This window comes from Pseudarthrobacter sulfonivorans, from assembly GCF_031454915.1.
Classification (GTDB): domain Bacteria; phylum Actinomycetota; class Actinomycetes; order Actinomycetales; family Micrococcaceae; genus Arthrobacter; species Arthrobacter sulfonivorans_C.
In genome coordinates this window covers 339,904-365,815 of sequence record NZ_JAVDRS010000002.1, presented here as the reverse complement: position 1 = coordinate 365,815, position 25,912 = coordinate 339,904, and the positions used below count along the sequence as shown (strand labels likewise).

General features: G+C 67.4%; 25 protein-coding genes and 2 pseudogenes. 18 read left to right on the top strand and 9 right to left on the bottom strand.

Annotated features, from left to right (window positions below; translation table 11 throughout):
• Nucleotides 1–35 precede the first annotated feature (35 nt).
• Nucleotides 36–875 (top strand): annotated as a pseudogene (locus tag J2808_RS05585) (sigma-70 family RNA polymerase sigma factor); the annotation flags it as partial.
• 5 nt (nt 876–880) lie between these two features.
• Here the strand turns inward: J2808_RS05585 and J2808_RS05580 are convergent.
• Nucleotides 881–1,834, bottom strand: a complete 954-nt coding sequence (locus J2808_RS05580) for a glycosyltransferase family 9 protein (protein ID WP_397427988.1) — start codon at nt 1,832–1,834, stop codon at nt 881–883.
• Between the two features lie 132 nt (nt 1,835–1,966).
• Between J2808_RS05580 and J2808_RS05575 the strand changes: the two genes are divergently transcribed.
• The 7 genes from J2808_RS05575 to J2808_RS05545 all read left to right on the top strand — a co-directional run bounded on the left by J2808_RS05575 (nt 1,967) and on the right by J2808_RS05545 (nt 8,764).
• Nucleotides 1,967–2,503 (top strand): D-glycero-alpha-D-manno-heptose-1,7-bisphosphate 7-phosphatase, encoded by a 537-nt coding sequence (locus tag J2808_RS05575; RefSeq protein ID WP_309812900.1) that lies wholly within the window; start codon nt 1,967–1,969, stop codon nt 2,501–2,503.
• Nucleotides 2,500–3,591, top strand: coding sequence for a glycosyltransferase family 9 protein (locus J2808_RS05570; protein ID WP_309812897.1), 1,092 nt, complete (start codon nt 2,500–2,502; stop codon nt 3,589–3,591). Before J2808_RS05575 ends, J2808_RS05570 begins: the two co-directional genes overlap by 4 nt.
• Nucleotides 3,588–4,661 carry a glycosyltransferase gene (locus tag J2808_RS05565; protein ID WP_309812895.1) on the top strand — a complete coding sequence of 358 codons (1,074 nt, stop codon included), beginning with the start codon at nt 3,588–3,590 and terminating at the stop codon, nt 4,659–4,661. The genes J2808_RS05570 and J2808_RS05565 overlap by 4 nt, the downstream gene beginning before the upstream one ends.
• Nucleotides 4,658–5,908 (top strand): glycosyltransferase, encoded by a 1,251-nt coding sequence (locus J2808_RS05560; protein ID WP_309812892.1) that lies wholly within the window; start codon nt 4,658–4,660, stop codon nt 5,906–5,908. Before J2808_RS05565 ends, J2808_RS05560 begins: the two co-directional genes overlap by 4 nt.
• Complete coding sequence (locus J2808_RS05555; protein WP_309812890.1) at nt 5,905–6,609, top strand: D-sedoheptulose-7-phosphate isomerase; 705 nt, start codon at nt 5,905–5,907, stop codon at nt 6,607–6,609. Before J2808_RS05560 ends, J2808_RS05555 begins: the two co-directional genes overlap by 4 nt.
• A complete protein-coding gene (gene rfaE2, locus J2808_RS05550) occupies nt 6,606–7,988 on the top strand; it encodes a D-glycero-beta-D-manno-heptose 1-phosphate adenylyltransferase (protein ID WP_309812887.1) in 1,383 nt (460 codons plus the stop codon). Before J2808_RS05555 ends, rfaE2 (J2808_RS05550) begins: the two co-directional genes overlap by 4 nt.
• Nucleotides 7,989–8,062: 74 nt before the next feature.
• Entirely contained in the window at nt 8,063–8,764 is a 702-nt protein-coding gene (locus J2808_RS05545) for an SDR family oxidoreductase (protein WP_309812885.1), read from the top strand.
• Nucleotides 8,765–8,768: 4 nt separating this feature from the next.
• On the opposite strand, the gene J2808_RS05540 is transcribed toward J2808_RS05545, so the two are convergent.
• Entirely contained in the window at nt 8,769–9,905 is a 1,137-nt protein-coding gene (locus tag J2808_RS05540) for a glycosyltransferase family 9 protein (protein WP_309812882.1), read from the bottom strand.
• A gap of 143 nt (nt 9,906–10,048) precedes the next feature.
• On the opposite strand from J2808_RS05540, the gene J2808_RS05535 reads away from it, so the two are divergent.
• From J2808_RS05535 to J2808_RS05525, 3 genes are read left to right on the top strand one after another with little or no spacing between them, the layout of a single operon-like run.
• Nucleotides 10,049–11,608 carry an aldehyde dehydrogenase family protein gene (locus J2808_RS05535; RefSeq protein WP_309812879.1) on the top strand — a complete coding sequence of 520 codons (1,560 nt, stop codon included), beginning with the start codon at nt 10,049–10,051 and terminating at the stop codon, nt 11,606–11,608.
• On the top strand, nt 11,605–13,185 hold the full coding sequence (rfaE2, locus tag J2808_RS05530) for a D-glycero-beta-D-manno-heptose 1-phosphate adenylyltransferase (RefSeq protein WP_309812877.1): 1,581 nt from the start codon (nt 11,605–11,607) through the stop codon (nt 13,183–13,185). The genes J2808_RS05535 and rfaE2 (J2808_RS05530) overlap by 4 nt, the downstream gene beginning before the upstream one ends.
• Before the next feature lie 40 nt (nt 13,186–13,225).
• The gene (locus J2808_RS05525; protein WP_309812874.1) at nt 13,226–14,179 is read left to right on the top strand and encodes a spermidine synthase; all 954 of its coding nucleotides are present in this window, start codon (nt 13,226–13,228) and stop codon (nt 14,177–14,179) included.
• Here J2808_RS05525 and J2808_RS05520 read toward each other — a convergent pair.
• Nucleotides 14,176–15,078 (bottom strand): LysR family transcriptional regulator, encoded by a 903-nt coding sequence (locus J2808_RS05520; protein WP_309812870.1) that lies wholly within the window; start codon nt 15,076–15,078, stop codon nt 14,176–14,178. The genes J2808_RS05525 and J2808_RS05520 overlap by 4 nt on opposite strands.
• A gap of 130 nt (nt 15,079–15,208) precedes the next feature.
• Between J2808_RS05520 and J2808_RS05515 the strand changes: the two genes are divergently transcribed.
• Nucleotides 15,209–16,591, top strand: coding sequence for an MFS transporter (locus J2808_RS05515; RefSeq protein WP_309812866.1), 1,383 nt, complete (start codon nt 15,209–15,211; stop codon nt 16,589–16,591).
• Nucleotides 16,592–16,647: 56 nt separating this feature from the next.
• Nucleotides 16,648–17,397, top strand: a complete 750-nt coding sequence (locus tag J2808_RS05510; protein ID WP_309812862.1) for a 3-hydroxybutyrate dehydrogenase — start codon at nt 16,648–16,650, stop codon at nt 17,395–17,397.
• A 39-nt stretch (nt 17,398–17,436) separates the two neighbouring features.
• Here the strand turns inward: J2808_RS05510 and J2808_RS05505 are convergent, their stop codons facing one another.
• Together J2808_RS05505 and J2808_RS05500 are read right to left on the bottom strand one after the other, a co-directional pair.
• Nucleotides 17,437–17,700: a hypothetical protein gene (locus tag J2808_RS05505; RefSeq protein ID WP_309812859.1), complete on the bottom strand. Its 264-nt coding sequence runs from the start codon at nt 17,698–17,700 to the stop codon at nt 17,437–17,439.
• 202 nt (nt 17,701–17,902) lie between these two features.
• A complete protein-coding gene (locus J2808_RS05500) occupies nt 17,903–18,280 on the bottom strand; it encodes a winged helix-turn-helix transcriptional regulator (protein ID WP_309812856.1) in 378 nt (125 codons plus the stop codon).
• 123 nt (nt 18,281–18,403) lie between these two features.
• Between J2808_RS05500 and J2808_RS05495 the strand changes: the two genes are divergently transcribed.
• Nucleotides 18,404–19,267 carry an SDR family oxidoreductase gene (locus J2808_RS05495; RefSeq protein WP_309812854.1) on the top strand — a complete coding sequence of 288 codons (864 nt, stop codon included), beginning with the start codon at nt 18,404–18,406 and terminating at the stop codon, nt 19,265–19,267.
• A 76-nt stretch (nt 19,268–19,343) separates the two neighbouring features.
• Here the strand turns inward: J2808_RS05495 and J2808_RS05490 are convergent, their stop codons facing one another.
• Together J2808_RS05490 and J2808_RS05485 are read right to left on the bottom strand one after the other, a co-directional pair.
• The gene (locus J2808_RS05490; RefSeq protein ID WP_309812851.1) at nt 19,344–19,979 is read right to left on the bottom strand and encodes a LysE family translocator; all 636 of its coding nucleotides are present in this window, start codon (nt 19,977–19,979) and stop codon (nt 19,344–19,346) included.
• 52 nt (nt 19,980–20,031) lie between these two features.
• On the bottom strand, nt 20,032–21,561 hold the full coding sequence (locus tag J2808_RS05485; protein WP_309812850.1) for an amino acid permease: 1,530 nt from the start codon (nt 21,559–21,561) through the stop codon (nt 20,032–20,034).
• A 226-nt stretch (nt 21,562–21,787) separates the two neighbouring features.
• On the opposite strand from J2808_RS05485, the gene J2808_RS05480 reads away from it, so the two are divergent.
• From J2808_RS05480 to J2808_RS22340, 4 genes and pseudogenes are all read left to right on the top strand, one after another.
• The gene (locus J2808_RS05480; protein WP_309812848.1) at nt 21,788–22,216 is read left to right on the top strand and encodes a hypothetical protein; all 429 of its coding nucleotides are present in this window, start codon (nt 21,788–21,790) and stop codon (nt 22,214–22,216) included.
• A complete protein-coding gene (locus J2808_RS05475; protein WP_309812845.1) occupies nt 22,210–22,443 on the top strand; it encodes a helix-turn-helix transcriptional regulator in 234 nt (77 codons plus the stop codon). The genes J2808_RS05480 and J2808_RS05475 overlap by 7 nt, the downstream gene beginning before the upstream one ends.
• Nucleotides 22,440–23,411 carry an NAD(P)-dependent alcohol dehydrogenase gene (locus J2808_RS05470; protein ID WP_309812843.1) on the top strand — a complete coding sequence of 324 codons (972 nt, stop codon included), beginning with the start codon at nt 22,440–22,442 and terminating at the stop codon, nt 23,409–23,411. Before J2808_RS05475 ends, J2808_RS05470 begins: the two co-directional genes overlap by 4 nt.
• Nucleotides 23,412–23,497: 86 nt before the next feature.
• Nucleotides 23,498–25,138: pseudogene (locus tag J2808_RS22340) on the top strand (HNH endonuclease signature motif containing protein).
• Here the strand turns inward: J2808_RS22340 and J2808_RS05455 are convergent.
• On the bottom strand, nt 25,122–25,334 hold the full coding sequence (locus J2808_RS05455) for a helix-hairpin-helix domain-containing protein (protein ID WP_309812839.1): 213 nt from the start codon (nt 25,332–25,334) through the stop codon (nt 25,122–25,124). The pseudogene J2808_RS22340 and the gene J2808_RS05455 overlap by 17 nt on opposite strands.
• The gene (locus J2808_RS05450) at nt 25,331–25,903 is read right to left on the bottom strand and encodes a DinB family protein (RefSeq protein WP_309812836.1); all 573 of its coding nucleotides are present in this window, start codon (nt 25,901–25,903) and stop codon (nt 25,331–25,333) included. The genes J2808_RS05455 and J2808_RS05450 overlap by 4 nt, the downstream gene beginning before the upstream one ends.
• Nucleotides 25,904–25,912 lie beyond the last annotated feature (9 nt).

Genomic DNA, 25,912 nt, shown 5'->3' with positions numbered 1-25,912 from the left:
GGCTTTCGGACCCAGACCCGAAGGAACCGCCGACAATGCCTGAATTTATTGTTGTGCTTTCCGGAGATGCCGCTCCGGTCAGTCTGCTGCCCGCAGGCGTACCGCCGGAGCTGACCCTGCAGGAACCACCAGGGCAGTACCCGCAGCAGCCGCCGGAAGCGGCAGCTGCACCGCCAGCTACCAAAGGCGGGCGGCTGCGCCAGGCGTTTGAGAACGACCTGGTCCTGGACTATTTGGATCTCGCCGAAGCGTTGGCTGCGCGTTTCGAAGCCCGCGGCCGGGAGCGCGCGGACCTCAACCAGGTGGCCTACCTTGGCCTGGTGAAGGCCGCACGGGGATTCGACCGGAGCAAGGGACACAGTTTCCCGGCGTACGCTGCTCCTACGATCACCGGCGAACTGAAACGGTACTTGCGGGACCGCAGCTGGATGGTCCGCCCACCGCGGAACATCCAGGACCTCCGCTCGCAGCTCTTCCGCGCCGAACCGGAGCTGGCGCAGGCACTGGGACGGAATCCCACCGTCGCCGAAGTCGCCGAGCATCTGGGCGTGGGGCCTGACGAGGTGCGGGAGGCCGTCAACGCCTCCAGCAGCCTCCAGCCGGACTCCCTCGACGCTGTCCCGCCCCACAGCGGGGCACTTCCGGCGTCAGAGATGCTGGCCTGTTCGGACACGCCCCTTGAACGGCTGGAGGAGCTGTCCTGCCTGCGTGAAGCCATGCAGGAGCTGGACGCGGCAGACCGGGAATTGTTGTACCGCCGGTACTTCTGCGAGGAGACGCAGGTGGAGCTCGGCAAGCGGCTTGGAATGACGCAGATGCAGGTTTCGCGCCGTCTGGCCCGCGTGCTGGTGAACCTGCAGCGCCGGCTGTTGGACAGCAGTCATTGCGCACCCGCCAGCTCAGCAGCCGCCGAAAGCACGTCGTCCACCGTCACCCCAAGCAGGGCGGGATCCGGGGTGTCCGCAAACGGGTCGCCGCGGCGGAGTCCATGCCGGGTCAACACCAAGTGAGGGCCTCCAGGCGGCCCCCAGCGCTCCGGACCCACCGGCCCGAAAAGCACAACGGACGGCCGGGCGTAGGCGGAGGCCAGATGCGCTGCTCCGGTGTCCGCCGAGATCACCAGCCTCGCGCCGGCGATGCAGGCAGCAAACTCCCGCAGCTCCAGGCGGCCGGCCAGCACGGCGGAGCCGGGCAGCCCGGCAACACGGCAGATATCCTGTGCGCGTCGCCGCTCCTCGGCGTTCCCGGTAAAAACCACCCGGTGGCCGCCGTCGGACAGGCGCCGGGCCACCATCGCAAAGCGCTCCGCCGGCCAGAGCCGGCTCGCAAAAGCGGCGCCGACGTGAATCACAGTGGCATCAGGAATGCGTGCGGCGACCGAGGGGATGCTCAGCGCAACGTCTTGGGGGTCGGCGTTGATCCCGTGCCACTGCATCAGGCGTGTCCACCGCATGCGCTCGTTCATGTCCTCCACCCATTCCGGTCCTTCGAGCCCGCTGCCGCGGTGGGCCATGATGGCCCGGAGTCCAGCTGCCTGCAGGAGGGCGGTGCTTTGCGGGCCTTTGCCGTGCAGGTTGACGGCGATGTCCACCTCACCCGGCCGGACTGGAAGGCGTTGATCAAGCCCACGCAAGGGCAACAGCTCATAGCCGCCAACCAGCTCAACGGCGTCTGCCAGCCATTCAGGGCACGCGTAGAGCAAACGATGGTTTGGAAAAGCCCTTCGGAGCGCGTGCAGGGCGGGAACGGCAACCAGAAGATCCCCGAGGCCGAGGGCGCGGAGTACCAAAAGTTGAGGCCGGGCACTGTCCTGTTCCTCGTCCTGACGGCCCATCCGCCTGCCTTTCGTCCAGGCCCAGCTGAACCAGGGCCCTGCGAATCCTCCGAAGCTGTGTCAGAGGATTCTATTCCGGTGAAATGCTTTGTGGTCTGTTTAGGGGCTGCCGTCCGGGGGAACTTCGTCCGTATGGAATGCTCCGAAACGCCGCGGCTCAGGGCTGTCCTGTTCGACCGGGACGGAACCCTGGTAGTTGATGTGCCCTACAACGGGGACCCCGGGCTGGTCCGCGCGGTCCCTGGAGCCAAAGTTGTGCTGGATTCATTGCGTGCCCGGGGGCTGGCGGTAGGAGTGCTCAGCAACCAGTCCGGCGTGGCGAGGGGCCTCCTCACCGAGGCAGAAGTGGCCAGCGTCAACGCCCGGGTGGACGAACTTCTGGGTCCCTTTGATGTGTGGGAGGTCTGTCCGCACGCGGAGGCGGACGGCTGCGCGTGCCGGAAGCCGGCTCCCGGCATGGTGCACAGCGCCTGCCGGCGGCTGGGCGTCCACACTTTTGAGGCCGCGCTGATCGGCGACATCGGGAGCGACGTCCGCGCGGCAGAAGCAGCGGGCGCCAAAGGAATCCTGGTCCCCACTCCGGCTACCAGGGCGCAGGAGATCATCGAAGCGAGGCTGGTGGCCCGGGACCTTGCCGGGGCCGTTGAGTTGCTGCTGGAGGGGTCGTGACGGGCCGCGTTTTGGTTGCACGGCTGGACAGCCTGGGCGACGTCCTGTTGGCTGGCCCGGCTGTGCGTGCCGTGGCCAATGGCCGTCAGCCCGACGGGAGCCGGCCCAATCACGTGGTGATGCTATGCGGCCGCCAGGGTGAGGCGGCCGCGTCTATGCTGCCCGGAGTGGGGGAGGTCTACAGCTGGGACAGCCCGTGGATCATGAACCCAGCGCCGAAGCTGACCGGGCCGCACGCCGACCGGCTCATTGACTACGTGCGGAACTCCAGGATTGCCGAGGCTGTCATCCTGACCTCTTTCCACCAGTCCCCGTTGCCGCTCGCCCTGCTGTTGCGGCTCGCAGGCGTGGAAAGAATCAGTGGCGTTTCCACGGATTATGCAGGCTCGCTGCTGGACGTCCGGCTCAGGCCTGGAGAAGACCTTCCGGAGGACCAGCCTGAGCCGGAACGGGCGCTGCAGATAGCCCGGGCGGCTGGCTTTACGCTGCCGCACGGCGACGACGGCAAGCTGCGCGTGCTGCCCGTTCCTGACGTTACGGAGCTGGTGGGTGACGGGCCCTATGTGGTGGTCCACCCTGGAGCGGCCGTTCCGGCCAGGGCCTGGCCGCCGCTCCACCATGCCGCCGCCGTCGAACTCCTCGCCGGGGGAGGGCACCGCGTGGTGGTGACCGGCGGCCTCGGTGAAACGTCCCTCACAGCCACTGTGGCCGGCCCCTCGGCCCGCGATCTTGGCGGCCGAACGGACCTGCGCACCCTGGCGGGGGTCCTGGCCGGGGCGGACGCCGTTGTGGTTGGAAACACCGGACCCGCCCATCTGGCCGCAGCCGTGGGAACCCCGGTGGCCTGCCTCTTTTCCCCGGTGGTACCCGCCGTGCGATGGGCCCCGTACGGCGTCCCCCTGGAACTCCTCGGCGATCAGAACGCGGCCTGCCGGCTGACCCGTGCCAGGGTCTGTCCCGTCCCCGGGCATCCTTGCCTCGACTCCGTGTCGCCGGACGATGTGGTCCGGGCCGTGGGGCGCCTGATCGGCGGCGTCTCCTCGCTCAGCACCCGCCTCAGCACGCGCAGAAAGGATCGCAACAAATGAGAATCCTGTTGTGGCATGTCCACGGATCCTGGACCGACGCTTTCGTCCGCGGCCGCCACGAATATCTCCTGCCGGTACTTCCCGACGGCGGTCCCTGGGGGCTGGGACGCGCGGGCAGGGACTGGCCGGACTCCGTCCGGGAGGTAGCGCTGGACGGCCTCGACGCCGACACGATAGACGCCGTCGTCCTGCAACGGCCCGAAGAAATCGATGAGGTGACAGCTTGCCTGGGCCGGCGCCCGGGCATCGACCTCCCGGCGGTGTACCTGGAACACAACACGCCGAAGGGGAATTTTCCCTTCACCCGTCACCCGCTCGCCGATCGGGACACCATTCCGGTGGTGCACGTGACGCACTTCAACAAACTCGCTTGGGACACCGGTTCAGCACCTGTCTTGGTGGTGGAGCACGGCATCCCTGACCCCGGCCAGCTCTACACGGGCGAACTGCCGGAGCTCGCGGTGGTGGTGAACGAACCCGTCCGCCGCGGCAGGGTGACTGGAACGGACCTGTTGCCGGCCTTCGCGGCCGTGGCACCGGTCCACGTATTTGGCATGAAAACAGAGGGCCTGGCGGCAGCCGCCGGATTTGAGGGTGCCAGGCTCAAACTCCGTGGCGACCTGAAACCCCGGGAGCTCCACCGCGAACTGGCCCGTTGCCGTGTTTACGTCCATCCGATGCGCTGGACGTCGCTGGGCCTGTCCCTGCTGGAAGCGATGCACCTGGGCATGCCGGTGGTGGCCCTCGCCACCACCGAAGCACCGCGGGCAGTGCCGCCGGAAGCCGGAGCTGTGTCCACTGATGTGGGCGAATTGCTTCGTACGGCCAATCGCCTCATTGCCAACCCGGAAGAAGCCCGACGGCGGGGTGCCGCCGCCCGGGAGGCGGTTTTGGCCCGCTACAGCCTGGGCAGATTCCTGGCCGACTGGGACGTATTGCTTGCGGAGCTGCGGCCCCGGCACCCCGGCATCAGGCAACCCGGCGGCCGGACCTCGGATATCCGGCTCCCCGAAAACGAACGTTTGGAAGAGCAGATCCTCGTCCCGGCGCGAGAAAGGAAGAACCCATGAGAATCTCAATGGTTTCAGAGCACGCCAGCCCGCTGGCGGCACTGGGCGGAGTGGACGCCGGCGGGCAGAACGTCCATGTGGCGGCACTGTCCGAGGCCCTCGCCGGGCGGGGGCACAGCGTCACGGTCTACACCAGGCGTGACGCGCCGGAATTGGACCGCCGAGTGAAAGTGGGGCCCGGGCTTGAGGTTGTCCATGTGGACGCCGGACCTGCCCGCCACATCCCCAAGGACGAACTGCTCCCCTTCATGGGGGCGTTGGCCGACGGCATTGCCCAGGACTGGGGCCAGCAGCCGCCGGACGTGGTGCACGGCCATTTCTGGATGTCGGGCCTGGCCGCACTTGATGCGGCGAGGCGGGACACCGGCTTCCGCGTCCCGGTAATCCAGACTTTCCACGCCCTCGGCACCGTCAAACGCCGGCACCAGGGCGCCGGGGACACCAGCCCGCGCGAACGCCGCTGGCTGGAGCCCGGCGTGGGACGCGCGGCGGACGGGATCATCGCCACCTGCCCGGACGAAGTTTTCGAACTCAAAGCCATGGGCATCGACACCCGCAAGGTGTCCATCGCACCCTGCGGCGTGGACCTTGGGCTCTTCTCGGCCGCTGGCCCTGCAGCCCCGCGCACGCGCCGCCACCGCATCCTTTCCGTCGGGCGGCTGGTGCCCCGCAAGGGTGTGGACCTGGTGATCCGCGCCCTGCCCCACCTTGCCGCGGCGGGATACGACGACGTCGAACTCCTGATTGTGGGTGGCGGCGCGGCCCCAGGGGTGCTTCACTCGGATCCCGAAGTGCGGCGCCTGATGGCCCTTGCCGGGGAACTGGGCGTCCTGCCCCAGGTGACGCTCCTGGGCCGAGTGCCGCGGGCCGGGATGCCTGGAATTTTCCGCAGCGCAGACGCCGTGGTCTGCACGCCCTGGTACGAGCCGTTTGGCATTGTCCCGTTGGAGGCGATGGCATGCGGCGTACCCGTGGTGGCTGCCGCCGTCGGCGGGCTCCGCGACACCGTCGTGGACCGCGGTACAGGGATCCACGTGCCGCCGCAGGACCCCGGGGCGATCGCTTCTGCGCTGGCCCTCCTGCTGGGCGATCCGGCGCTGCGGGTAGAACTGGGGGCCGAAGGCGAGCTGCGCGCCCGCTCACGGTATTCGTGGGACCGGGTCGCCGCCGAAACGGAAAAGGCTTACCAACTGGCGGTCGCGGGCACCACCGCCGGTCAGGTCCGGATGGAAGGAGCTGTGCTGTGACTGCCAAATGGTCCCTTCGCGAGCAGGACTTACGCGTCCTGGTCGAGGACGCAAACTTTCCGCCGCCGCCGGGGCCCGGGCAGGCGCTAGCGAATTCGGCAGCGAATGCCGCCGCGGCAGATGCCGTGCGCGCCCACCTGGACAACGTCCTTCCGGCGCTGGATTCGCTCCGCAGCCAGTCCGGCCGCCTCGCCGCCTGGGGCGTTGAACTGGCCCGCAGGCTGCTCCGCGGCCAGCGGCTCCTCGCGGCCGGGAACGGGGGCTCGGCGGCCGAGGCGCAGCACCTCACTGCGGAACTGGTGGGCAGGTTCGACGGCGAGCGCGTCCCGTTTTCCGCCATCTCGCTGCACGCGGAAACCTCAGCGGTGACAGCCATCGCCAACGACTACGGCTACGAGGAAGTGTTCGCCCGTCAGGTCCGCGCCCACGGTCGCTCCGGCGACGTACTGGTCCTCCTGTCCACAAGCGGCAACAGCCCCAACCTGCTGCGCGCGGTGGAAGCCGCCGCCCGGCGTGGCATCAGCACGTGGGCCCTGACGGGACCGGGACCGAATCCGCTCGCCACCGCCTGTGATGAGGCGGTCCTGATCGACGCCCTCAACGCCAACGCGCAGGAAGGCCACCTGATCGCACTGCATGCGCTCTGCCGGGCTTTCGAGGCGGAGGTCAACCGCCACGACTCAAGGACCGGCCGGTCATGAGAATCGTGGTGGTGGGCGACGTGATCCTGGACGTGGATCTGTCCGGGGAAGCCACCCGGCTCAGCCCGGACGCCCCTGTGCCCGTGGTGGATGTATCGGGCATCAGGCGGCGGGCAGGCGGTGCGGGACTCGTGGCCCGGATGCTTGCGGAGGACGGTTGGCCCGTCACCCTGGTGACGGTGCTGGCGGACGACGACGCCGGGCGGCATGTTGAGGCTGCGCTCGCCGGTGTGCGTGTGGTGGCCGGTCCGAGCGGCTCCCCGACGCCCGTCAAGACGCGCGTTCGGGCAGGAATGCAGGCGGTGGTCCGAATTGATGAGGGCTGCGGCCCGCCGCAGGCTCCGGACGTCACCCCCGCAATGCTGCGGGCGGTTGCGAAGGCCGGCGCCATTATTGTGGCCGACTATGGCCGCGGCCTGGCCGCCAACCCCCAGCTGAGGGAACTGCTGGAACGCTTGGCGGACGAAGTGCCGGTGGTTTGGGACCCGCATCCTTCGGGCGCCCGTCCGGTCCCCGGCGTCGCGGTGGTGACGCCCAACCTCTCGGAGGCCCATCAGGCTGCCGGCACCCGGACAAGTGGTCAGTTTGGACCGGCGGCTGCTGACGGGGCAGGCGGCGTGGCGGGCATCCTGTTGGATGAGTGGCGCAGCCGCGCAGTCCTGGTCACTACCGGGGAGCGCGGGGCCATGCTGTTGCTGGAGCGGGACCGGGCACCGCGGCCCATCCTCGCGCCGCGGGTGGAGGCAGCGGATCCCTGCGGCGCGGGGGACAGGTTGGCCGCCAGCGTGGCCATTCACCTCCTTGAAGGCCGGGACCTCGAAGACGCAGCAGTCCTGGCCGTCCACGAGGCAGCCGATTTCCTGGCGGCAGGCGGCGTAGCGTCACTGCCGGACCGGCAGGCGCACGGCAAAGCCAGGCGCCGGCCCGCGGAGCCGCTGCTGCTGGTCCGCAGGGTCCGGGAAAACGGCGGCAAGGTGGTGGCCACGGGCGGCTGCTTCGATTTGTTGCATGCAGGCCACGTGAGGTCACTCATCGCGGCGCGCGAGTTGGGCGACTGCCTGGTTGTCTGCCTCAACTCCGATGCCTCGGTGCGCCGGCTGAAGGGCGATCAGCGCCCCGTCCTGGGCCAGCAGGACAGGGCCGAGCTGCTGCTGGCCCTGGAGTGCGTGGATGCGGTCATGATTTTCGACGAAGACACCCCCGAAGCTGCCCTGGACCGGCTACGTCCGGACATCTGGGTCAAGGGCGGTGACTACAAGGGTGAAAGGCTGCCCGAGACGGACCTGGTGGAGAGCTGGGGCGGGCGCTGCGTCACTGTCCCTTACCACCCAGCCCATTCCTCGACCGGGCTGGCCGAGGCGCTCGCGAAAGTCAGCTGAGCCAGCGACGCCAACGCCGTATCGAACCCTTTGAAATCGATCCGCAGAACCCTATCCGCAGTGAAAGGAACACTATGAACACTGAGTCATCCTGGCCCGGCCGGGTCCTGGTCACGGGAGGTGCCTCCGGACTTGGCGCCGCCGTCGTCGATGCCGTCCTGAAAGCCGGCGGGACACCCGTGGTTCTGGACCGCGACATCAGCATCGTCTCCGGCGTTAAGGCTTTCGAGGTGGACGTTGCGGACCGGACAGCGGTGGAGCAGGCCGTGCAGGAGGCTGCGGAGTCGCTGGGCGGGCTCGATGCGGTGGTCACGGCGGCGGGGATAGACCGCTGCGGCAAACTGGCGGACGTTGCCGCGGACGAGTGGGAGAAGGTGATTGGGGTTAACCTTCTGGGCACGGTGTCGGTGGTCCGGGCCGCCCTGCCATACCTGAAAACCTCGCATGGCCGGGTGGTGACGGTGGCATCCACACTTGGCAAGCGGGCAGTAGCGGATGCCACGGCGTACTGTGCCTCCAAGTTCGGCGTTATCGGCTTCACGCACGCCCTGGCAGCGGAGACCGGCGGGGAGATCGGGGTGACCGCCATGATTCCCGGCGGCATGAAGACGCACTTTTTCGACGACCGGACCGAGCAGTACAAGCCGCAGGACGATTCCCGCCTGAACAGCCCCGGCAACGTGGCCCAGGCCATTCTGTTTGTCCTGTCCCAGCCGCCGGGCTGCGAGGTGCGGGAAATGCTGATCTGCCATGCGGAGGAGGGCTCTTGGCCGTGACGGGTCAGTGCAACAGGCTCCGGACATCCGCGTACACATCTTCGGGCCGGATGCCGGCCACCAGTGAATTGTCGTGCGGGCAACGCTGAGCCGTCCACCCCACCTGCGTGACGTCCGCACCGCATACGGGGCACTGCGTCACCCAGGACAGGTGGACCCGGTGCCTGCCGCGCCCCAGCGGACCCGACGTCAGGGCGTTGCCGGCCCAGTAGATCCCCACAGTGGGGGCGCCGAGTGCCTGCGCCAGATGGCGCGGACCGCTGTCGTTGGCCACGACCACGTCCGCGCGGGCCAGCAGGGCGGCCAGTTCCCCGAGCCCCAGCATCCCGGCCACCGAAGCCACCGGGCGATCACCGCTACGGGTGGGATCCCCGGCGGAATGCCCGACGGCGGCACTCACCACGGCCTCCGCCAGCCCCGTTTCGCTGTGGTCACCGACCACCAAAACCCGGGCGCCGTCGTCGGCCGCTGCCCGCGCAACCGCGCCGAAACTGGCAGCAGGCCAGTGGCGCCGCGGGTCGCTGGCACCCGGGTGGAGCACCAGCAGCGGCTGGCCGTCAGGCGGCAGCGCCGCACCCAGGACGGCCGGCAGTTGGGCTACAAACTGCGCCCGCGGGTTGAGCCGGGCCTCCAACTGGACGGGCGGGGCGCCAGCGAGCCCGGCAACTTCAATGGCCCGCAGCGGTTCGTGCTGGTAGTACGTATATGGCAGGGTGCGTTCCAGCGGGGCGGCGTCCGGCGTGGCGGAACCCACCGTATGCCGCGCCTGGAGCCGCAGCAGGAACGGGTTGGAGAAGCGCCCGCCGCCATGGAGCTGCACGGCAAGGTCGAACTGCCGTTCCCGGGCAGCGCTGAAGAAGGCTGCGGTGGCGGCCGGATCTTCCTGGCCGGGCCGCACGCCCTCGGCGACGGGCAGGACCATCACGTCGTCAATGCCGGTATGGGTGTCGGAAACGAGCGCCTCGTGAACGGGCGTGCCCAGCAGCGTGACGGCGCTGCCAGGGTAGGCCGCTTTCAGTGCAGACACAGCCGGGAGGGCGAACATCAGGTCGCCCAGTCCGCCGCCGCGCAGCAGCGCAATCCGGGAAACCCCGGCGAACCTGTCCAGCAGCGGCCCAAGGCCGGTGGCGGTCAGTTCCATGCAGGGCCCCTTCCGTACTGCTGTCAGTTTGCGTGTTGCCACCCTACGGACGCGCGGCGCCGCTGGCTATAGGGGTATCCGGCGTGTAAACGGCTGTTCCCGGGGTACGGGACCGCAAGGACAAGTACGTACGGAGGAGTTCCATGCATACGACCGCCAGTCCCACCACGTCCACCGAACGGACCCTGGACGGCTCCGGCCTGACTATCAGCGATCCCCGCACGGGGGAGTACCTGTGGTCCGTCCCCGAGGCCGAGCCCGGCGCGGTGAGTCACGCCGTCGACGTGGCCCGGAACGCGGCCGTCCTCTGGGCCGCGGCCGCACCGGCAGAGCGGGGTGCTGCCCTTCGGGCTGCGGCAAGGGCCCTCGACGCCGCCGCGCAGGAACTGGCGGGCCTCAACAACCGCGAAACCGGACGTCCGTTCGAAGAGGCCCTTGCCGGAATAGCCGCCGGGGTCTCCACCCTGGAACAGTACGCCGAGCTTGGTCCCGTGCACCGTGGACACAGCCTGCTCGGCAACCGGTCCGCGTCGGATTACACGGTTGCCGAACCCCGTGGCGTGGCCGTCCTCCTCACGCCGTGGAACGATCCGGTGGCGGTGGCGTGCGGACTCATCGGCGGGGCCTTGGTAACCGGCAATACCGTGGTGCACAAGCCGAGCGAGCGCTGCCCGCGTCTCGGCGAGGCATTGGGGGAAGTGCTGGCAACGGCGTTTCCGCCGGGCGTACTGCTCACGGTCTCCGGCGGTGCGCGGGTGGGCGCCCTCCTGACAGAGGCCGCCGTCGACGTTATTGCCCACGTAGGCTCCAGCGCGTCCGGCGCCCGGATTGCCCGCGCCGCGGCCCGGACCGGAGCCCATGTGCTCCGCGAGAACGGCGGCAATGATCCCCTTGTGGTGGACCGGGACGTGGATCCTGTCTGGGCCGCGGAGCAGGCTGCCATCGGTGCCTTCAGCAACAGCGGCCAGATCTGCACCTCCGTGGAACGGATCTACGTCCACGAAGCCATAGCAGCGGAGTTCTGCGCCGCCCTGGAAGCCGAAGCGGCCCTGCGCAACAGCACCGGCAGTGTGGCTCCGCTGGTGGATACCAGGCTTCGCGACGCGGTACATGCCCAGGTGTCGGAAGCCCTGGACCAGGGTGCGCACGCCGTGGAAGGCGGGGCTGTTCCCGCGGGGCCCGGCGCCTTCTACCCGGCAACGGTCCTGCTCGGCTGCACGGACAATATGCAGGTGATGGCCGAGGAAACCTTCGGCCCGGTGGCTGCGGTCCAGATGGTCCAAAGCTTCGACGACGGGCTGCAGCTCGCGGCCAGCGGCCGCTACGGGCTGGCCGCCACGGTCCTGACCGGGAGCATCGCCCACGTCCAGAAAGCCATCGCCGCGCTCCCCGTGGGCACGGTGAAGATCAACGAGGTCTTTGGCGGTGCGCCCGGCGGTTCTGCGCAGCCGCGCGGCGCCAGTGGCGAGGGGTTCGGCTACGGCCCTGAGCTGCTGGATGAATTCACCCGGGTGAAGGTGGTGCATGTGGCGGCGCCGCCGCCGTTCGCCCTCCAACTGCCTGATGAGCCCTTGCCGGAGCCTGTGCCGGCCGAGCAGGTGCTGGCCGATCAGATGCTGCGGGAAGAGCCTGACCGCGGCCAGGACCACGATGGGAACCAGAACGGGGACCAAGACAATGGCCAGGGCGGGAGCCCGCAATGAGTCCGGCACAAGAAGCCGGCCCGGCAGCACGCGCAGGCGACCTTTCCAGCCAGCGTGCCCTGTCCGGCGGGCTGCCGGGGCGCCTTGCTGCCGAACGGCCCACCATCCTGGTAATCGGCGACGTCATGCTGGACGGCTGGTGGAGCGGCACCATTGAGCGGCTCTGCCGTGAGGCCCCTGCCCCGGTAGTGGACGTCACCAGCCGCGACTTCGCACCCGGCGGCGCGGCCAACACCGCCATGAACCTGGCCGCCCTCGGCGCCCGGGTGTCCGTGGCCGGCATCATCGGGACGGACGACGCCGGCGCAACGCTTCGGCGGAAGCTTGAGTCAGCCGGCATCGACACAAGTCACCTGCAGTCGCATTCGGACATGGTCACCACCACCAAGATCCGGATCAGCAGCGGCGGCCAGGTGATGCTGCGGATCGATGACTCGGCCAGGACCGTCCCCGCCGACGCGCTGGCCGCGCTGGCCACCTCGGTGCGCGCCGCCGTCGGACACCAGGACGCGGTACTGGTGTGCGACTACGGGACCGGAGTCCTGGCAGACCCTGTCCGCGAAGCCCTCGAGGAGGCGCTGCGGGTGGAAGCAGGCGACGTCGGAACGGTCAGGGGCCGGCCCCTGACAGTGGTCGACGCTCATGATCCGCGACCATGGGCTGGGCTGCAGCCGGATCTGGTCACGCCCAACGCCCAGGAAGCTGCCCGGCTGCTGGACCTGCGCCTGGCGGACGGCAACGGCCGGGTGGAAACGGTGACCAGGCACCGGGACGCCCTGCTCACGTCCACCGGAGCCCGGTCCGTGGTGGTGACGCTGGACCGGGACGGAACCGTGCTGTTTGCCGCCGACGGAACCACGCACCGCACCTGGGCGCGGCCGGCTGCCGAGAAGCAGGCGTCCGGCGCCGGCGATACCTTTGTGGCTGCCCTGACCCTGGCCCGCTCAGCCGGCCTTCCCCTGACCGCGAGCCTCGACCTTGCCCAGGCCGCCGCGGATGTGGTGGTGCACCAGCCGGGAACCTCCGTCTGCAGCACAGCCCAGCTCAGCCGGCATTTGGAGAGCTTTGCGGACACTGCGCTCGGCGTTGAAGAACTTGCGCTGCAGGTTTCCGTGCACCGGGCCCGCGGCGAACGGATTGTGCTGACCAACGGCTGCTTTGACGTGCTGCACAGCGGGCACACCCGCTACCTGAACCAGGCCAAGCAGCTGGGCGACGTGCTTGTGGTTGCCCTCAACAGCGACGAGTCCGTCCGCCGGCTGAAAGGTCCGGGGCGGCCCATCAATACCGGGGCTGAGAGGGCGGCGGTGATCGCCGCCCTCAGCTGCGTGGACTACGTGACCATCTTTGATACGCCCACGGCCAGCCCGCTGATCCGGCGGCTCAAGCCAGACGTCTACGCCAAGGGCGGTGACTACACCCCGGAGATGCTGGCGGAAACTGACGCCGTGGGGGAGTGCGGCGGACGCGTCGCGATCCTCGACTACGTTGCGGAGCGTTCCACTACCGCTGTCGTCCAGCGGATCCGTGCCGGGGCGGAGGCAGAGCCGGTCTCCGAGGCCGCCGATTTGGGGTGAACAACTAGGGTTGAAGCATGACTGAAGCGGCACACAGATAATGGCGAAACGCGGCAAGTCAGGCGGCAGGAACGGCCTGCGTCCGGTAGCGGGCGTCGTCGAAGTGCCCAAGGGCACCCGCCCCGACGGCCCCGTGGAGGGCGTCTACTACATTGATACCGGCGACTGCCAACTGGTCGCGGACCAGGACAACTCCAACGGCTGGCTGCTGAAGATCAACGGCGTGATGAGCTCCCACATCGACCTCGCCGATCCGCTGTTCCTCGACTTTGAGTACATGCGCTGGATGGCCGCGCTGATCGAGTCCCGCTGGCCGCCAAAGGGCGCGGCCGGCGGTTCCGCAGCAGGCGGTTCCAAAGGAAGCGGCGGTTCCCCCGCACAGGAGCACAAGCTGCGCGGGCTGCACCTCGGCGGCGGTGCATGTTCCCTCGCCCGCTACTTCCACGCCGCGTACCCGGACGCCAGGCAGGTGGTGGTGGAGCTCGACGGCAAGCTCGCCGAGTACGTCCGAGGCTGGTTTGACCTTCCCAAGGCGCCGCTGCTGCGCCTGCGCGTGGGCGAGGCCCGGGAGGTCACCGAGACGCTCACTCCGGACACCCGCGATTTCATCATCCGCGACGTCTTCGCCGGTTCTCTGACCCCGCGGCCGCTCACCACGGCCGAGTTCACCGACCACATCAGGCGTGTTCTGGCGCCAGGCGGCATCTATGTGGTCAACTCCGGCGACGCCCCGGACCTGAAAAACGCCCGTGAGGACGCCGCCACCATTGCGGCCGCGTTCGAGCACACCGTCATCATCGCCGATCCCGCCATGCTCAAGGGCCGGCGCTACGGAAACATGGTCATGGCCGGCAGCGACACCCCGCTCGACGGTGATCCGCAACTGGCCCGCCGGCTCCTGGGTGGTGCGGTCCCGGCCCACATCTGGAACGACGCCCAGGTGCGCGCCTTCGCCGCCAACTCCCCGGTCCGTCACGACCCGGCTGTGAACTAGGCCGTGCCCCGGCCCAGCAGTGCCTCCCGGTGCGCCACGGTCTGCTCCCTCAGTGCCTGCACTACGGCCGCCACCGCTGGACGGCGCATCGAATCCGGCCGCAGCACCATCCAGTAGGGGAGCAGTTCGGCAACGTCGTCGGGGAGGAGCCGAACCAGGTCCGCGTGCAGATCACCCATAAAACACGGCAGGAACCCGATGCCGGCCCCGGCGCGCGTGGCTTCCACGTGAACAAACACGTTGGTGGAAGTGAGGCCATCCCGCATGGCCGGCACCAGCCGGCGCGGGGCGTCGAGATCGTCCACCTGCAGCATCGAATCCACAAAATAGACCAGCGGGTGCTCCGTCAGTTCGGCAACGCTCGCGGGTGTCCCGTGCTCGGCAAGGTAGGCCCGCGAGGCGTACATCCCCAGCATGTACTCGCCCAGCCGGACTGCTTCGGCCCGGTGGACCTGCGGTTCGCCTACCACCACTTCGATATCCAGGCCCGAGCGCTGCTGCAGCGCCCGCCGGGTCATGGTCACAACCTCCACACTGAGGCCGGGGTGGTCACGGCGCAGCCTGGCCACGGCCGGCGCGGCGATGTAGGCGCTGAACCCGTCAGTCGCAGTCATGCGTACGACGCCGGTAATCGGGTCAGGTGCCTTTCCTGACGGTCCCAGCGCACTCACCGCAGCTTCCACCTGTTCGGCCACCCGTACAGCCTGGGTGCCTAGCTCCGTCAGCTCCCAGCCGCCGGCAGCGCGGGCCAGGACCCGTCCGCCCAGCGCCTTCTCAAGCGCTGCTATCCTGCGTGAAACGGTGGTGTGGTTCAGGCCCAGGGCTTGTGCCGCCGTCGTGAATTTTGCCGAGCGGGACACCGCGAGCAGGACCAGCAGGTCATCGGGGTTGGCATTCATATCTGCAATTGTGCACATGATCGGTGCCTCATTGGTCATTGAATGCGTATGTTTGTGCAGTAATACTCAGTGGAGCCATTAGTGCTGTGGATCACAGCGCGTGTCAAAGTGGACACTAAGGAGAAACCTCATGAGCGTAGAGCAACGCTCGGCACAAAACGCCGACGGACCCGCATCCAAGGGATCCGGACTCAAGAAGATTGTGGCCGCGTCGATGGTGGGCACGGTGGTGGAATGGTACGAATTCTTCCTCTACGCCACCGCCGCCACCCTCGTCTTCGGGAAGTACTTCTTCCCCGCCACCGGCAACGAGCTGGACGGGATAATCCAGGCGTTCATCACCTATGCTGTGGGCTTTGTGGCCCGCCCGCTGGGCGGAATCGTGTTCGGTCAGATCGGCGACAAGCTGGGCCGCAAGCCCACGCTGCAGCTGACCATCGTGATCGTTGGTGTGGCCACCTTCCTCATGGGCTGCCTGCCGGGCTTCGCTGAAATCGGCTACCTGGCACCCACCCTTCTGGTTGCCCTCCGCTTCATCCAGGGCTTTGCGCTCGGCGGTGAATGGGGCGGCGCCGTCCTGCTGGTTGCCGAGCACAGCCCCAACAACGCCCGCGGCTTCTGGTCCAGCTGGCCGCAAGCCGCAGTGCCGGTGGGCAACCTCCTCGCCACCCTGGTGCTGTTCGTGATGTCCACGACCCTCAGCCCGGAGGCGTTCCTCAGCTGGGGCTGGCGCGTCGCGTTCTGGCTCTCCGCCGTGATTGTTTTCGTTGGCTACTACATCCGCACCCATGTCACCGAGGCGCCCATCTTCCTCGAAGCCAAGGCCCTCGTGGAGAAGGAACAGGCCGTCAGCTACGGCGTTTTCGAGGTAGTGCGCAAGTACCCGAAGGGCATCCTGCAGGCCATGGGGCTGCGGTTCGCGGAGAACATCATGTACTACCTGGTGGTCAGCTTCGCGATCGTCTACCTCAAGAGTGTGCACAAGTACGACACCTCCTCACTCCTGCTGGCACTGCTGATCGCCCACGTCATCCACTTCCTGGTCATCCCCCAGGTGGGCCGGCTCGTGGACTCCCTGGGACGCAAGCCCGTCTACCTCATCGGTGCCATCTCCGGTGCTGCCTGGCCGTTCTTCGCCTTCCCCATGTTCGATACCCGCAACGCTGTGGTGATTGTCCTCGCCGTGACCATTGGCCTGTGCCTGCACGCGTTTATGTACGCCGGCCAGCCCGCCATCATGGCCGAGCTCTTCCCCACCCGGATGCGCTACTCGGGCGTTTCGCTGGGCTCGCAGGTCACGTCCATCTTCGCCGGTTCGCTGGCTCCGCTGCTGGCCACCCAGTGGCTGAAGGACACCGGCTCCTGGGTCCCCACGGCCATCTACCTGGTGGTTGCCTGCGCCATCACCACCGTAGCGGTGCTGAGCCTGAAGGAGACGAAGGGCATCGCCTTGGAGGACGTGGACAAGGCCGACGCCGCCCGCGAGGGACTGCTCCCGGCGAGCACCCGCTGAGCTGCCTGAGCAGCTAAACGGTTGAGGACAGGCAGACGATCGGAATGGGAAGTGCGATGGAGAACAGTTTGAACGGGCGCAAGGCAGTGGTCACAGGCGGCGCCAGCGGGATTGGTGCCGCGTGCGTCCGGGAGCTCGCCGGCCGCGGTGCGAAGGTGGTGGTGGCCGACGTCGACGCCGCCGGCGCTGCCGCCCTCGCCGACGAAGTGGGCGGCACGTCCTGGGCCGTTGATCTGCTGGACGTGGACAGGCTTGGCACCCTGAGCCTGGACTGCGACATCCTGGTGAACAACGCCGGGATCCAGCGCATCAGCCCCCTTGAAGAGTTCGATCCCGCGGAGTTCCGGAAGATTATCGCCCTCATGCTGGAGGCCCCTTTCCTGCTGATCCGGGCCGCCCTGCCGCACATGTACGCCAATGGGTTTGGCCGCATCATCAACCTGTCTTCGGTGCACGGACTCCGTGCCTCCCCGTTCAAGAGCGCGTACGTATCCGCCAAGCACGGCCTGGAAGGGCTGAGCAAGGTGACGGCGCTTGAAGGCGGGGAGCGCGGTGTCACCTCCAACTGCGTCAATCCCGGCTACGTCCGTACACCGCTGGTGGAGAAGCAGATCGCCGACCAGGCCAAAGTCCACGGGATCTCCGAATCCGAGGTCCTGGCCAAGGTCATGCTCACCGAAGCCGCCATCAAACGCCTGGTGGAACCGGGCGAGGTGGCCTCCCTTGTGGCCTGGCTGGCGTCCGATCACGCCGGCATGGTCACGGGGGCGAGCTACACCATGGACGGCGGCTGGTCGGCGCGCTGACCAGTTCCGTCGTGCACCAACCACCGCCACCTGAGGCTGCTAATCCTGCGGCCTCAGGTGGCGGTGGTCGTAAAAGAAGACTCCGCCCGCGGCGCCGATCTCCACGGACGGACCACGGCGGGACATAACAATGCCCTCGTTCCGGCCGTTGAACGGATCGTCACCCACCACGGCGTCTCCCACCCGATAAGGGCACCTCGGGCCGAAAGCCGCGAGTACCCGGCCCCAGGCGCGGGCGATGAGCGTGGAGAGTTTGACGGGCCTGCCCATGCTGGCCAGGTCCTGGACATGTGCTTTCACCATGCGAACCACTCCTTGAAACGGCATGAAGCCGCTTACTGGCGGTGCGGTAGCCGGAAAGCTCCCAGCAGAGGATGGTCCTCCTATTCCTGGCTGGCACCTTACAGATACGGTAGGCGCTATTCACACCAGTCACACCAGTAACAGGTACTCGTTTTTCGGAAGGGCCTCTACCTAGGCATTTTGCTGCCGGGCAGGGAGTGATTCAGCGCTGGCCGTTGAGGATTTCATCGGCGTTGTTGTAGGCCCAGCTGACCAGGGGGACAAGGAGCCCGGACAGTTCGTAGCCGCGTTCGGTCAGGCTGTAGTCCACGCGGGGCGGGATGACCGGCTGGGACTTCCGCAGTACCAGGCCGTCGCGTTCCAGGGTCTTGAGTGTCTGCGCCAGCATTTTCTCGCTGATGCCTTCGGCGCGGCGCCGGAGTTCGCTCCAGCGCTGCTCGCCTTCCGAAAGTGCCAGGAGGATCAGCACTCCCCACTTGCTGGTGATGTGGTCCAGGACGGTCCGGCTGGGGCACCCGGCGGGAAACACGCCGTCGGCAAAGTCTGCGGGGAGTCTGGCCGGAGATGTTTGTGCTTCCATTTTCCACACCTTACCAAAAGGTGAGTACCTTACTTCAAAGTGCGTACTCTCTCGTGGGAAGTATTCTGCGGAAGGGCCGGTTGTGCAGGGTGACCCCCTTACAAATGGTGAAAGGAACCACCCATGAGCATTGTTATCACTGGAGCAACCGGACAGCTTGGCCGCCACGTCGTCGAGGCCCTGTTGCAGCGCAACGTCCCGGCTGGAGAGATCGTGGCCGCTGGCCGCTCCATCGAGAAGCTGGCCGACTTCGCAGCACGCGGTGTGCAGGTCAAGGCGATGGACTATGCGGATGCCGCCTCGGTGGCCCAGGTGCTCCAAGGCGCCAGTAAGGTCCTGCTGATTTCCGGCAGCGAGGTTGGCCAACGCGTTGACCAGCACCGCACGGTCATCGAGGCTGCCAAGGCCGCTGGTGCGGAACTCGTCGCGTACACCAGCATCGCCAACGCTGACAGCACCACCATGAAGCTGGCCGCCGAGCACCAGGCAACCGAAGCCATCCTCAAGGACTCCGGGGTTCCGTTCGCCATCCTCCGCAACGGCTGGTACCTCGAAAACTACACCGAGCAGCTGCAGGGAACGCTGGCCCAGGGGGCGCTCGCAGGCAGCGCCGGTGAAGGCAAGGTCAGCGCCGCCTCCCGCCAGGACTACGCCGAAGCTGCTGCCGCCGTACTCATTGCCGAAAACCAGGCGGGCAAAGTCTACGAACTCGGCGGGGACCACGCCTTTACGCTCGCCGAACTGGCCCAGGAAATCAGCACTGCAGCCAACAGGACCGTGGCCTACCAGGATCTTCCGGCCAGCGACTACGCCGGGCTCCTCGCCGGCTTTGGCGTCCCGCAGCCCTTCGCCGACATCCTCGCAGACTGCGACCTGGGCATTGCCCGCGGCGACCTCCTGGTCAGCGGATCGGACCTCCGTACGCTGATCGGCCGGCCCACCACGCCGATGTCCGACTCTGTCCGGTCGGCACTCGCCGCCGTCTGACGGATTACCTGGGCCAACGCTCGTTACTTCGAGTGAGCGGGCGTTGGCCCAACTCTGCAGGAGTGGGGCTGGGCAACTATGACTTGCTCGCCGTCAGAGCCAACGTTCCGCCGAGGCCTATCATCAAGGCCCCGCCTGTTGCCTCCACCGCGGAAACCCTCCGGGGCGAACGGGCGAACCATTGGCGGGCCGAACCTGCGGCGACGGCCCAGAGGCTGTCTGAGATGATGGCGATCAGCAAGAACACTGCCCCCAGCAGCGCCAATTGGAACGGAATGGAACCGGACGGGTAGTCCACAAACTGCGGCAGCACCGCTACGAAGAACACCACTGACTTCGGGTTGGTGACACCCACCACCAGGCCCTCCGCCACCAGCCGTCGTGTCGAGGTGACCGCTGGCTGAGGGGCGGCGATTGAGTTGTGCCGCCGGTTCCGGATGGCCTTGATGCCCAGATAGACGAGGTAGGCAGCCCCCGCCAGCTTAACCACGCTGAAAAGGACCACGGACTGCGCCACAATAATGCCCACTCCGAGCGCGACTGTGGCCACCTGCACCAGTTGCCCCGTCGCGTTTCCCAGTACCGTCAGGACGCCGCCCTTCCAGCCGAGGGCCAGGGAGCGGCCGATCACGAACAGCACGCTGGGTCCGGGCACAGCAATCAGCACCACGGATGCCAGCGCAAATGCCAGCAGGTTTGAGAGCGGAACCATGCCTGATCTTAGCTCTGGCCAGGGCTGGCGGGTACTGGTTGGTGAGCCGGAATTACGGGCGGCCGCGGGCCGGGGTGACCACCGGCAGCGGTGAGGTCTCGTCCACCAGTTCGGCCCGGCGTCGTCCGTTCCCCTTGACCCAGAGGCGGTAGGCGAGGACCAGCAGCCCCAGCCACACCGCACCCACGTACAGCGCCACGCGGGTGTCCTCGAAGGCGCCCAGGACGGCGATCACCAGGGCCATAAACGCGATGGTCAGGAGGGATGCTGCCGGCCACCACGGTGAGGGGAATTCCGACGCCGGCAGGCCGTTCCGGGCGATTTCCCGTTTCATTGCGACATGGGAAGCCAGGATCATGACCCACACCCAGACCGTGGCGAACGTGGCGATCGAGGCGATCAGGATGAAGACGTCCTCGGGAATGACAGCATTGAGGACCACACCCACCAGTAGGATGCCGGCCATCATGACCACCGTCATCCACGGGACGCCGTGGCGGGAGACCTTGCCGAACACCGCCGGCGCGTGGCCCTGGCCTGACAGTCCGAAGAGGATACGGCCGGCGCCGAAGATGTCGCTGTTGATGGCGGAAAGGGCTGCGGTGATCACCACGGCGTTGAGGATGTGCGGGGCCGCCGGGATGCCCAGGCCGCTGAAGATCTGCACGAAGGGGCTGCCGTTGCTGCCGATCTCGTTCCACGGGAAGAGGCTCATCAGGACGCCGAGGGTCAGGACGTAGAACAGCAGGACGCGGACCGGCACCGTGTTGACGGCCTTCGGGATGACTTTCTTGGGATCCGCGGCCTCGCCGGCGGTGATGCCGAGGGTCTCGATCCCGCCGAAGGCGAACATCACTACGGCGAACGAGGCCAGGAGGCCCTCGAAGCCATGCGGGAACAGGCCGCCGTGGTCCACCAGGTTGCCCAGGCCCGGCGCCACGGTGGAGCCGCCGGCCTGGAAACCGAACGCGATGATGGCAGCGCCGCCAACGATCATGGCGATGATGGCCACCACTTTGATCAGCGAGAACCAGAACTCCAGTTCGCCGAACACCTTGACGCTGAGCAGGTTCAGCGCGGCCAGGAAGAAAATGATGGCCATGATCCAGATCCAGCGGTCCACCTCGGGGAACCAGAAGCCCATGTAGATGCTGAACGCCGTGACATCAGCAATGGCGACGATGGCCATTTCAAAGACGTAGGTCCAACCCGTGACGAATCCCGCCAGCGGCCCGAGGTAACGGCTGGCGTACTGGCCGAACGAGCCGGAGACGGGGTGCCTGACGGCCATTTCGCCGAGCGCCCGCATCACCATGAACACTGCCGCACCGCCGATGATGTAGGCGAGCAGGACCGCGGGGCCTGCCTTCTGGATGGCGGATGCCGAGCCGTAGAACAGTCCGGTGCCGATGGCCGAGCCGAGTGCCATAAAGCGGATGTGCCGGACGTTCAGTCCCCGGTTCAGGGTGCTGTTCAGGACGCGTCCGACGGCGGCGCCCGCGGCGGGCTTTTCGGCTGGGCTTGCGTCTTGGCTGGCTGTGTCTTGCCCGGCTGTCTCTGGCCCGGCGGCTGGTTGCTGCATACGAATACCTTCTCGTCATTGGGAGGGGGATCGCTAACCAGCAGACCATTTTGGCACCCGAGGTGATGAGCCTCACGGGAGCTTGGTGTCTTTGATCTCAGACAGGGTGGGGTGGCTTGAGGATTCCGCTTCGTTGGGGTCGAAAACTCTTGACACCATGTCAGGTTCTCTTTACTTTAGAGATGTTAGCTTTGTTTTACATTGGGAAGTTGCGGCGGGAGCGGAAATGTCCTTCGAAGAGAAGAGTGCCTGGATAATGGGGGTGGCGGCAGTGGCGTCCTATGGTGTGTATCTGGCCATCATCCTGGGGCAGGCGGCCACCATGGACGTTGCCGAGGTCCCGTATGTTGCGCCCCTGCTGTGGACCGTAGTGGCTTCTATCGTGGGGTCCATCGCACTGCATGCCCTGATTGGCATCTCCTCGCCCCGGGACGCGGGGAAGAAGGACCAGCGGGACAGGGAGATCTACCGGTTCGGCGAATACATCGGGCAGTCCTTTGTGGTCATCGGGGGAGTGGCCGCGCTGCTTATGGCGATGGCCGAATGGGGCCACTTCTGGATCGCCAATGTCATCTACCTGGCGTTTGTGCTGTCCGCGATACTGGGTTCCGTGGCCAAGATCATCGCCTACCGCCGGGGGTTCCAGCCATGGTGAAGCCAACCCGCGTCACCAATTCCATTCGCCGCCTGCGGTTCGAACGCGGCGAAATGACCCAGGCCGAACTCGCCGATCGGGTAGGTGTCACCCGCCAGACCGTCATTGCCATCGAGCAGGGCCGGTATTCACCGTCCCTGGAGATGGCCTTCCAGATCGCCCACGTCCTCAGCGTCTCGCTTGAAGACGTCTTCCAGTATCCGCACCACGAAGGAGAAGCATCATGAAAGCTATCGTTCAGGACGTTTACGGGAATTCCGACGTGCTCAGGCTGCGGGACATCCCCAAACCAGTACCCGGCGCCGGCGAGGTGCTCATCAAAGTCCGCGCCGCCGGCGTCGATCAGGGCGTGTGGCACCTGATGACCGGGCGGCCTTACCTGATCCGGCTCTTCGGCTACGGGCTGAAAAAGCCCAAGGTGCCGGTCCGGGGCAGGGAGGTGGCCGGCGTCGTCGAGGCTGTTGGCGCCGGCGCCACCCGCTTCCAGCCCGGCGACGAAGTGTTTGGCACCTGTGAGGGGTCGTTCGCCGAGTACGTCTGCGCGAAGGAAACACTGCTGGCCCGCAAGCCCTCGAACCTGACCTTCGAGGAAACGGCGGCTGCCCCAATCTCGGCTGTCACCGCGCTGCAGGCCGTCCGGGACGCCGGGCAGGTCACCGCCGGCCAGAAGGTGCTGGTCATTGGTGCGGGCGGGGGAGTGGGATCCTTCGCCGTGCAGGTGGCCAAAGACTCCGGCGCAGAAGTCACCGGAGTCTGCAGCACAGGCAAAATGGACCTGGTCCGGGGCCTCGGTGCCGATCACGTCATCGATTACACCCGGGACGATATTGCCAGCTCGGGTGCTCTGTACGACGTCATCATCGATACCGCCGGCAACCGGCCGCTGTCCGTCCTCCGGAAGGTGCTCACGTCGCAGGGGACTCTGGTGATCGTCGGCGGCGAGGGCGGCGGGAACGTCACCGGCGGATTTGAGCGCTCGATGGCTGCGCCGCTGGCATCGCTGTTTTCCGGCCAGAAATTCAAGGGGCTCGTGTCGAAGGAGAACCACCAGGACCTCGAAGCGCTGACAGGGCTGCTTGAAGCGGGCAGCGTAAAACCCGCCGTCGACAAGGTTTACCCGCTGGCGGAAGCCCCGGCCGCCATCACCCACCTGCACGAGGGGCGCGTGCGCGGCAAGGTGGTTGTTCGGGTCTGATGGCCCTGCCCCGGCTTGGTCGGATGTTATCCACATAGGCCATCTGCTACGCCGCTATTGTCAGTGCCTCGCAGGATGATGTGAGTATGGACAACACGGCTGCTGCGGAGATTCTGGAGGCCATCGCGGCCTCTGCTTTGCAGATGGCTGTGTGCTGCGCGGGGCGGCCGCAGATCCAGCACCCGACGCGACGGCCGGCCCGGTTGATGGCCCGACTGATGCCCCGCCAGCAATCGGATCTTCGGTGATGGGCGCGGATCCTGTGCGCTGGCAGGCTGAGGTGTGCTGACGGTCCTGTCCGCGACCGCCGGGATGGAAGGGATGTTCGCTGCCGTGAAGGTCCATGCCGCCAACGGCTTCGACGCAGCCGCCAAGGCCATCGCGGGCCCCATCACGTCCCCGCAGGAGCAGACCGCCCAGGAGATGAGCACGGGTGGCCGAGGTCGCCTGTGCCCTGACGGTCAGCGAACGCACGGGCAGCGCGCTGCTGGGCGAAGCACACCGCTTACTTACTGCGCTGCCGCTGACGATTGCCGCTCTGGAAGCAGGATCGATTTCGTGGCAGCACGCCCGGATCATGGTGGACGAAACCCTCAACCTGGACGCCTCCGGCGCGGCTGCGTTGGAAGCCCACTTCTTCGACCCCGATGCGCCGAACCCGGCCAGGGGGCCTGCCGGGGAGATGACCCCTGGCCGGTTCCCGGGCCAGGGCGCGGACCTGGCGCGAACGCCACCACCCGGACAGCATCGAACAACGCCATAAGAAGAGTGCTTTGGACCGGCGGCTGGAGTACGCTCCGGACCGGGACGGCATGGCCTGGCTTTCGGCCTACCTCCCCGCCGACCAGGCCGCCGGGATCTGGGACCGCGCCACCGCCGCCGCCCGCGCCCTCCAAAGCCCCACCGAGGCCAGGACCCTCACCCAACTCCGCGCCGACACCGCCGCAGCCTGGCTGCTCGCCGGGGAAGCCGAGCTGATCCCGTCACCGAAAGCCCAGGTCTTGGTCACGGTCCCGGTGTTTGCGCTGATGGGCCTCACCGAGGAACCCGCCATGCTCGACGGGTACGGGCCCATCCCGCCGTCCACGGCCAGGGCACTCGTCGCTGACGGCGCCGAGTCCTTCCACCGCGTCCTGACCGACCCCCGCGACGGCGCACCCCTGGAGATCGGACGGTCCAGCTACCGGATCCCCAAAGCACTCCGCCAATGGCTCCGGCTGCGGGATGGGAAGTGCCCCTTCCCTGGCTGCAACAACCAGTCCCTGGACAACGAAGCCGACCACCTGAAGGCCTGGGCCAACGGCGGGACCACCGGCATCTCCAACCTCGGCCAACCATGCCGCCGCCACCACCAGCTCAAACACACCACAGCCTGGCAACCCACCGAGGCCAGCCCCACCGAACCACCCGGCTGGATATCCCCCACCGGCCGCCACTACACCAGCGAACACCCCGACCGGGAACCACCCCACTGGCCCGACCAGGTGGTGGAAGAGCCGGCATTCATGGCGGACCTGCGGATGGATCAGGAACGGGCGGTCCATGAAGGGGCCCTCCAGCGGACGGACCCGAAACGGACTGATCAGGAACTTGGCGCTGCTCAAGATGGGGACGCGCCGTCCGAAGAACCGCTGGATGAGGAGTCCTGCCCGGACTGGGCGCTTCTGCTGACGCAGGAATGCACTCAGTCATTCAGTCAGGAACCCGACCTCAGGGTGCGAACGTGAGCCCGCGTTCGGTGGCGGCGGCTTCGAGAAGCCGCACGGCCTTGGGGCCGACGCCGTGCATGGCAAGCAACTCCCTCCGGCCAAGCGAGGCCACCTCAGCCAAGGAAGTAATGCCGGCATTGAGCAGTGCACTGTTGGCGGGCCGGCCTATCGGGGGCAGGTCCCCGATCTGCGCAGGAACGTCGCGGGTACTCACGCTTGCCTCGCCGCAGCTTCGATGGCAGCACGGTGCGCGGCCCACTCTTCCGGGCTGCGCGGAGTCAGGTTCGGATCGCCCGGACGCTGGCCGGTGGTGCCGTCGATGAGTTCCCGCAGGATGTCTGCGTGACCCAGATGGTGGGCCCGTTCAGCAAGCATGTGGACCATAATCTGATGCAGCGTGACGTGACGCCGCTCCTCCGGCCACCACGGCACCGTGCCGGGGGCGTCCGCCGGCAGTGCCCCAATGGTGGCGTCGGTGTGCGCCGCTGCGAAGTGGTGCAGCTCCACGATGGAGTCCCGGCTTTCCTCGGCGGTTACCCACAGGTCGGCATCCGGGGTTGCGTCGTCGTCGAGCCAGGGGAGGTGCCGGCCGCTGGGGCGTTCGAAGACCTCGCCGAAGTAGCCGAGCTCCATACTCGCCACGTGCTTGACCAGGCCCAGCAGGTTCGTGCCGGTGGGCGTGAGCGGCCGGCGGACGTCGTATTCACCCAGCCCGTCCAGCTTGCCGAGCAGGTTGTCCCGCCGGACGCGAAGATAGTGGTGCAGGGTCTCTTTTTCGTCCATAGCGGGCAC

Excerpts from the sequence above, each read along its gene's own strand:
- rfaE2 (WP_309812887.1), top strand. The coding sequence starts at position 6,606 with ATGAGAATCGTGGTGGTGGGCGACGTGATCCTGGACGTGGATCTGTCC.
- J2808_RS05580 (WP_397427988.1), bottom strand. The coding sequence starts at position 1,834 with ATGGGCCGTCAGGACGAGGAACAGGACAGTGCCCGGCCTCAACTTTTG.
- J2808_RS05470 (WP_309812843.1), top strand. The coding sequence starts at position 22,440 with ATGAAAGCTATCGTTCAGGACGTTTACGGGAATTCCGACGTGCTCAGG.
- J2808_RS05535 (WP_309812879.1), top strand. The coding sequence starts at position 10,049 with ATGCATACGACCGCCAGTCCCACCACGTCCACCGAACGGACCCTGGAC.
- rfaE2 (WP_309812877.1), top strand. The coding sequence starts at position 11,605 with ATGAGTCCGGCACAAGAAGCCGGCCCGGCAGCACGCGCAGGCGACCTT.
- J2808_RS05520 (WP_309812870.1), bottom strand. The coding sequence starts at position 15,078 with ATGAATGCCAACCCCGATGACCTGCTGGTCCTGCTCGCGGTGTCCCGC.
- J2808_RS05545 (WP_309812885.1), top strand. The coding sequence starts at position 8,063 with ATGAACACTGAGTCATCCTGGCCCGGCCGGGTCCTGGTCACGGGAGGT.
- J2808_RS05510 (WP_309812862.1), top strand. The coding sequence starts at position 16,648 with ATGGAGAACAGTTTGAACGGGCGCAAGGCAGTGGTCACAGGCGGCGCC.
- J2808_RS05565 (WP_309812895.1), top strand. The coding sequence starts at position 3,588 with ATGAGAATCCTGTTGTGGCATGTCCACGGATCCTGGACCGACGCTTTC.
- J2808_RS05450 (WP_309812836.1), bottom strand. The coding sequence starts at position 25,903 with ATGGACGAAAAAGAGACCCTGCACCACTATCTTCGCGTCCGGCGGGAC.
- J2808_RS05490 (WP_309812851.1), bottom strand. The coding sequence starts at position 19,979 with ATGGTTCCGCTCTCAAACCTGCTGGCATTTGCGCTGGCATCCGTGGTG.
- J2808_RS05525 (WP_309812874.1), top strand. The coding sequence starts at position 13,226 with ATGGCGAAACGCGGCAAGTCAGGCGGCAGGAACGGCCTGCGTCCGGTA.
- J2808_RS05575 (WP_309812900.1), top strand. The coding sequence starts at position 1,967 with ATGGAATGCTCCGAAACGCCGCGGCTCAGGGCTGTCCTGTTCGACCGG.
- J2808_RS05475 (WP_309812845.1), top strand. The coding sequence starts at position 22,210 with ATGGTGAAGCCAACCCGCGTCACCAATTCCATTCGCCGCCTGCGGTTC.
- J2808_RS05560 (WP_309812892.1), top strand. The coding sequence starts at position 4,658 with ATGAGAATCTCAATGGTTTCAGAGCACGCCAGCCCGCTGGCGGCACTG.
- J2808_RS05515 (WP_309812866.1), top strand. The coding sequence starts at position 15,209 with ATGAGCGTAGAGCAACGCTCGGCACAAAACGCCGACGGACCCGCATCC.
- J2808_RS05480 (WP_309812848.1), top strand. The coding sequence starts at position 21,788 with ATGTCCTTCGAAGAGAAGAGTGCCTGGATAATGGGGGTGGCGGCAGTG.
- J2808_RS05495 (WP_309812854.1), top strand. The coding sequence starts at position 18,404 with ATGAGCATTGTTATCACTGGAGCAACCGGACAGCTTGGCCGCCACGTC.
- J2808_RS05500 (WP_309812856.1), bottom strand. The coding sequence starts at position 18,280 with ATGGAAGCACAAACATCTCCGGCCAGACTCCCCGCAGACTTTGCCGAC.
- J2808_RS05505 (WP_309812859.1), bottom strand. The coding sequence starts at position 17,700 with ATGGTGAAAGCACATGTCCAGGACCTGGCCAGCATGGGCAGGCCCGTC.
- J2808_RS05485 (WP_309812850.1), bottom strand. The coding sequence starts at position 21,561 with ATGCAGCAACCAGCCGCCGGGCCAGAGACAGCCGGGCAAGACACAGCC.
- J2808_RS05540 (WP_309812882.1), bottom strand. The coding sequence starts at position 9,905 with ATGGAACTGACCGCCACCGGCCTTGGGCCGCTGCTGGACAGGTTCGCC.